Genomic DNA, 4,025 nt, shown 5'->3' on the forward strand with positions numbered 1-4,025 from the left:
CCGTGAAGATGGCCGGGCGTTACACCTGTTCCATGCAGTGCCCGGTGGTGTCGAGTACATCGGCGCCTTTGAGGTCGACCGCCAGCGGCCTTGGCATACGAGCGAGGCGCCAGAAACCGGGGGAGGTCCGCTGCGCACGGTCATCATGTTCCGGCTTCGCCCGGTCGGTCCGGTCCGGCACTTCGACGCACCATTGCCCGCTACACCCACACTGACCAGCCGTGCCGAGCATATAACGGTCGAGGTGAGGAATATCGAAGAGTTTGAGGCGACTTCCGTCACGGAGCCGACCACGGCGATGCGGCGCGAAGCGATACTAGTCCACGCCTACGCAGAACATCTTCGCGCTCTCGGTCATGACGTCTGCCGACTTCGGATCGTGCCGCCCGAGGACTCGCGGCCGTTGTTTACCAACCTTTACGACGTCACGGCTGGTGAGCTCATCGAAGCCAAAGGCACCATCACACGTGAGGCTGTCCAAATGGCTATCGGTCAGCTTCTCGACTATAAGCGTTTCGTGACCCCGACCCCACAACTGGTGCTGGTCGTCCCCTCGGTTCCACGGCCCGATTTGGTGGCGCTGTGTGGGTCGGTGCAGATCGCGGTCGTCTGGAAGACTGGCGATCACTGGCGGCGGGCTTGATCGGACCGCTGTTCGGACGCCTCAGGCTTTCACACGCACCATGATTAGAAATCCCCTTGCCAGATATGCACCGACCTAGCGGTGGAGAGGCCTGAAGATCTTGTAAACGTGCTAGCCGGAGCGGGCTCGTGGCCTGCCTGTTCATAACTCCGAGTGCATGTTCATGATTCGCGGTCGTGGCGCCGATTCGGCTCTTGCGGGCTCGTGCCGACATCGCGTACGGGGCCACGTTCGACGAGCTTGACCAGCCGGGTTCGGGTCGCGCGGGTGGATAGATGAACCACCTTGGCAACCTCGCTCGTCATCAAGCCTCCGTCGGTGAGTGCGTCCAGGATCGCGTGATTCTTTTCATCGAGAGATGGCCCGCCAACACGTGTGGTCGACAGGGTGACGCGGAAGCGACGCCGTCCCTATTCTCCAGACGATTTACCACTCGATCTCGACGTAGGCGTGAACGGCGAGATTGCGAAATCCTGACGCTGAGCGCCAAGGCATGTCAGGCCAGCGATCGCATACCTCGGGCGAAACCCGTCCGGCGGCCTCACCGAGGAGCATGAGTTTCTGGAGGACGACGCTCTGGAGCAGATCGCTGCCCGAGAACGTCATCTCGTCCACCTCTGCGAGAAAAGCTGAGACGGCCTTGACCGCCTCCAGCATATCGACGAGATGCAGCTAGTCACGCCGCGTACAGGATCGTCGTTTCGGCGAGTATCCGGTCACGGATGACCCATTTCAACCCGGATTTTGGAACGAGGTCCACCGGGCACCCGATGATCTTCTTCAGCTCGTCTCTGAGATCGACGATGTTCCGGCCGAGTGTGGCGTTCTGTGAGAGCACGTAGAGCAGGTCCACGTCCGACCGGGGCTTGTCCTCGCCGCGGGCCGAGCCTGTCCGCAGGCTGTGATCGTCACAGGGTGAACGCCCGACCTGCGCAGGTGGCCGATGCCGGAGCTTCAGGGCGTCTCGGTGGGGTTGTCGGCGATGTCGAAGCGACGCACGTTGCGCAGTCGCCAGCGGTTGCCGACGGACACGAGGTCTCCCTCGGCCACCGCCGGCAGCTGGCGGCTGCGCGCTCGCAGTGCCCGGTCGTAGTCCTCGGCGGCGAGCTCCATCCGGATGCGTCGTATGTCGGCGGGGTCGGCTTCGCTGTGCCCGGCGATCGTGACCTGACCGGCTTCGGTCCGCCGTTCTCTGTGTAGCGCGGATCTATGCCCAGATTCTGGTCTCGTTGTGGGCTTCCTTGCGGCGGAGGGCGTCCGTGAGGTTGATGTCGAGCCGGTTTGCGATAGCGCAGACAAAGATTAGGAGGTCGGCGAGTTCCTCGTCGACGCTGCCGACGAGCGATCCGGTGGCGGTGCTCAGGTTCTGAGCCTTGCGGATGGCTTTGAAGAGTTCGCCGACTTCCTCACCGAGGAGCAGAGCCTCCTCCATAACGGTGCGGTGGGAGAATCCGCGTTCGGCTTCCATCGCCGCGACGTACTGCTGGATATCGCTCAGCTTGGAATCGGCTGGCAGCGGGAGCATCGCGGAGACTCTTTTCCTTGTGCGGATGGGTCGGGTATCGGCGTCAGATAGCAAGGGCGAGTTGGTTGGGACTGCGGTGGGCGGGGGCGGGGGTTGGGTCGCGCCAGCCGGTCCGTAGGGCGTCGGTGAGCGTGTCCGTGGCCGCTGACACACGGCGGGTCAAGGCATGGGAAGCCCGGCCGCGGGTGAATGCGGGAGTGACAGTTCGGGTGCCGGGGTTCCATGTCCAGGTGCCTTGAATCTGGCCGTCGAGGATAATGGTGGGCAGCGCTTCACCGATCTGGTTGAACGCCTGCTGGGGTGGCAGTCCCATGAGGTATCTGTCGCGGGTCTCGAAGTAGCCTTTGAGTGCTACGTCTTCGTGGGCCAGCAGGTTCAAGCCGGTTGCGTGGGAGTCGGGGTCGGCCGCCAGGAACTCCTCGTACTGGGCGGCTGCCAGGTAGGCCGGGGCCTGGCTCCACGGCGTGGTGATCTGGAGCCACTCGGTGTCCGAGGCGTCGAGCGCGGCGATGACGGCGGCGCGGGACAAGGCCGACCACCAGGTGGCGTCCTTGAGCGTCGCGGGCCCGTACCGCGTGAAGTAGGCGTGGACCAGCGTCCGCGTAGCCGCCCGGGGGTCAAGTGCGGTGTCGAGGTCGGGGTGGGCGTCGGAAGTCAGCGCGAAGGCGCGGTGTTCGGCGTTCCAGCAGCCGGACTGGTTGAGGTAGGTCAGGAGGCCCCGCTCCCACGCGAGCTTCACGGCGACACGGACGGCTGCGACGGACGCGCGGGGGCCGGTCAGGGTTGCCTCGAGCTGCCGGTACAGCAGCGGGCCGTTTGCGAGCAGCAGCGTGAGCTGCCCGGTCAAACTGGTCAGGATGGACTGGGGGATTCCTGCGTTGAGGGCCAGCCTGCCGGCGTCCCGCACCCGGTAGTGGACGGTGGCGGCGTGTGCGACGCCGGCCAGGTCCACGGGCAGCAGGTGCAAGGTCTTGCGCATGCACCGCAGCGTGGTGAGTCCTTGCTGGCGGGTGAGCAGGGCGAGCGCGACGTCGGGGCTGGCGGCACGAGCCAGCACCGTGGCGAATGGGCTGGGTAGGCGCGCGGCGTGGATTCCCAGCCCGGCGCCCGCGATCTCGGCGACGGACGACAACCGGCGCTCGGGGTGCAGGCCGTGACGGGACAGCGTCCAATTCCATAGCTGGCGGGCCTGAGAGCGCGTCAGTGTGACGGCCCCGCTGGTCCGGGGTGCAACGGCGCTCACCGGCGGGAATCTATCAGCGGGCCACGCCCGCGCGGGCCAGGCCACATCGGCCGAAGCCGCCTTGCGCGAAGTGCGGGACAACTTCGACGCCCTGCCCGTCGATACAACCGGAGACACGGAATCGTTGTTCGGCTGGTCCGAGCGCGCGGTGCGCTTTACCGAGAGCTATGTCTATGCCAACCTGGGCGACTATGCCCGCGCTGACCAAGCGAACGCGGCGGCCCTTGCGCTTTACCCGGCCACCTTCCCGCGTGGCCCGGTGGTGATCGAGTTGCAACGGGCTTTGTGCTTGGTGCGCGCAGGGGACATCCTGCCCGGCGTCGAGCACGCTCACGCCGTCATGACAAGCCTGCCCCGAGAGCAGCACATCCGCCCCATCGCCGACCTAGGCCACAACGTGCTCAGCGCCGTCCCGCCCGCTGAACAGGGCCACGATAGCGTGCAGACCTTCCGCGCATACCTCACCCAGCAAGAAGCCGCGTAGCCGGCAGCTGGCGGCTGTGCGCTCGCAGCGCCCGGTCGTAGTCCTCGGCGGCCAACTACATCCGAATGCGTCGTATGCCGGCGGGGTCGGCTTCGCTGTACCCGGAGATCGTGACCTGGCCGGCTCCGGG

At 65.8% G+C, this 4,025-nt stretch carries 6 protein-coding genes and 1 pseudogene; 2 read left to right on the forward strand and 5 right to left on the reverse strand.

Going from position 1 to position 4,025, the window contains the following annotated elements:
* A pseudogene (locus U9977_RS13485) lies at positions 1-643 on the forward strand (hypothetical protein); the annotation flags it as partial.
* 426 nt (positions 644-1,069) lie between these two features.
* Here the strand turns inward: U9977_RS13485 and U9977_RS13490 are convergent.
* From U9977_RS13490 to U9977_RS13510, 5 genes are all read right to left on the reverse strand, one after another.
* Positions 1,070-1,300 carry a DUF86 domain-containing protein gene (locus U9977_RS13490; RefSeq protein ID WP_322749592.1) on the reverse strand — a complete coding sequence of 77 codons (231 nt, stop codon included), beginning with the start codon at positions 1,298-1,300 and terminating at the stop codon, positions 1,070-1,072.
* Positions 1,301-1,319: 19 nt separating this feature from the next.
* Positions 1,320-1,658, reverse strand: coding sequence for a nucleotidyltransferase family protein (locus U9977_RS13495; protein ID WP_322749599.1), 339 nt, complete (start codon positions 1,656-1,658; stop codon positions 1,320-1,322).
* Positions 1,598-1,756 carry a hypothetical protein gene (locus U9977_RS13500; RefSeq protein WP_322749593.1) on the reverse strand — a complete coding sequence of 53 codons (159 nt, stop codon included), beginning with the start codon at positions 1,754-1,756 and terminating at the stop codon, positions 1,598-1,600. Before U9977_RS13500 ends, U9977_RS13495 begins: the two co-directional genes overlap by 61 nt.
* 94 nt (positions 1,757-1,850) lie before the next feature.
* Positions 1,851-2,168 (reverse strand): MazG nucleotide pyrophosphohydrolase domain-containing protein, encoded by a 318-nt coding sequence (locus U9977_RS13505; RefSeq protein ID WP_322749594.1) that lies wholly within the window; start codon positions 2,166-2,168, stop codon positions 1,851-1,853.
* A 43-nt stretch (positions 2,169-2,211) separates the two neighbouring features.
* Positions 2,212-3,411, reverse strand: a complete 1,200-nt coding sequence (locus U9977_RS13510) for a DNA glycosylase AlkZ-like family protein (RefSeq protein ID WP_322749595.1) — start codon at positions 3,409-3,411, stop codon at positions 2,212-2,214.
* A gap of 61 nt (positions 3,412-3,472) precedes the next feature.
* Between U9977_RS13510 and U9977_RS13515 the strand changes: the two genes are divergently transcribed.
* The gene (locus tag U9977_RS13515; protein WP_322749596.1) at positions 3,473-3,895 is read left to right on the forward strand and encodes a hypothetical protein; all 423 of its coding nucleotides are present in this window, start codon (positions 3,473-3,475) and stop codon (positions 3,893-3,895) included.
* The last annotated feature ends 130 nt before the right edge of the window (positions 3,896-4,025 follow it).

The organism is Protofrankia sp. Cas8, from assembly GCF_963555845.1.
Classification (GTDB): domain Bacteria; phylum Actinomycetota; class Actinomycetes; order Frankiales; family Frankiaceae; genus Protofrankia.